Source organism: Xanthomonas sp. SHU 166, from assembly GCF_000364685.1.
Lineage (GTDB): Bacteria > Pseudomonadota > Gammaproteobacteria > Xanthomonadales > Xanthomonadaceae > Xanthomonas_A > Xanthomonas_A sontii.
This window is the reverse complement of record NZ_AQOJ01000048.1, coordinates 1-1,636: the sequence shown is the minus strand read 5'-3', so window position 1 is coordinate 1,636 and position 1,636 is coordinate 1. Positions and strand designations below refer to the sequence as shown.

Sequence of the window (1,636 nt, the reverse complement as noted above, 5' to 3'; positions counted from 1 at the left end):
CTGCGCCTGCACGCAGCCGATGGCGTGCTGGCGTCCAGCGTCGCCGGCGTGTCGCCGCTCGGTGCCAGCATCGCCCGCCGCATCGCGCGCCTGGAGGCGGCCGAGGGCGATGTGCTGGTCGACGACTGCTGTTGCGCCCGCGCCGGACGCCCTGCGCCGCGCCCCGATCCCGACCGGCCGTGGCCGCTGCTGCGGTTGTGAGCGGCCGCTGGCGTTTCCTCGTTTCCCATCAACCAAGACACCTCTCTCGATGACGAAAGCTCCGCCCCTGCTCTGCGCCCTGCTGCTTGCCGGCAGCCTCCCTGTCCACGCCGAGAGCGCCGACCCGGCGCGCGACCGTGCCAGCATCCTGGCGATGCAGGGCGAGTACACGGTGGCGTTCGCCTTCGACGAGACCGTGCTGCTGCAACCCGGCTACGCGCGCGCCGCGCCAATGCGCAGCGGTGGCGACGAAGTGGTGATCGTGGTCGAGGACAGTCCGCGCAAGGTGGTGCTGCAGCATCTGCTGGTGGAGCCCAAGAGCGGGCACGTGACCAAGCACTGGCGCCAGGACTGGACCTACGAGGCGCCGCAGCGCTTCGAATTCAGCGCCGACCAGACCTGGCAGGTGCGCCCGCTCGACGCCGAGACTACCCGCGGTGCCTGGACCCAGTGCGTGTACGAGGTCAGCGACGCGCCGCGCTACTGCGGCACCGGGCGCTGGGACTATGCCGATGGCCATCCGACCTGGACCAGCGACCTGAGCTGGCGTCCGTTGCCGCGCCGCGAGTACACCAAGCGCAGCGACTACAACGCGCTGGCGGTGGTCAACCGGCACACGCTGACCCCGGCCGGCTGGACCCACGAACAGTTCAACACCAAGGTGCTGCGCAAGCCCGATGGCAGCCAGCAGGCCATCGCCCGCGAATTCGGCTTCAACGACTACGTCAAGACCACGACCGTCGACTTCGCCCCGGCCTATGCCTACTGGAAGGCCACCCAGGGCTACTGGGCGAGGGTGCGCGCGCGCTGGGACGGCCTGCTCGGCAAGCCGCCGGGCGTGCACCTGAAGACCAAAGTCGACGGCATGGCGATCATCGTGCCGCTGTTCGGCCAGGCCGAGGCGGTGCAACAGGGCAAGCCGGTCAGCGATGCGCAACTCGATGCGGTGTTCGCGCAATGGACGGCGCCGGCGCCGGCCGCGCGCTGAGGCCAGCGCCGGCAACACAGCCAGGGTGGGGGAAGGCGGCCGGGATGGCGCCTTCCCCTTTTTTCTTGCGCGTGTCAGCTCGATGCGGAGCGTGTTTGGCCCGGGACGACTTGCGGTGACAGCGGCACGCGGCGGCTGCACAAGCGCGGCGTCGCGTGGCGGCGTCAGTGCTTTGACGTGATCGCCACGGGTGTGATTGACGTTGTTGGCGGCGATACCGCATCCGCGGATGTGGAGATCACTTGCGCGATCCAGAGCGGATCGCACGACACGCGCAGGACCTGTGGCGCTTTTCCAATCCCCACTCCCGATTCCCCACTCCCGGCTTCACTCACTGCTCGCGCAGCGCCAGCGCCGGCGGCGTGCGCAGGATGCGGCGGGTGCCCGACCAGCCGGCGAGCAGGCTCAGCGCCACGCCGCCCAGGCCGCCGAGCAGCAGCGCCGGCC

The 1,636-nt window shown here is 70.4% G+C and carries 1 protein-coding gene and 1 pseudogene; both read left to right on the top strand.

What is annotated here, in order from left to right; all coding sequences use genetic code 11:
• Positions 1-201: pseudogene (locus tag D180_RS02240) on the top strand (Hemin transport protein); the annotation flags it as partial.
• 49 nt (positions 202-250) lie between these two features.
• Complete coding sequence (locus D180_RS02235) at positions 251-1,189, top strand: DUF6607 family protein (RefSeq protein ID WP_017911497.1); 939 nt, start codon at positions 251-253, stop codon at positions 1,187-1,189.
• Positions 1,190-1,636: the final 447 nt, after the last annotated feature.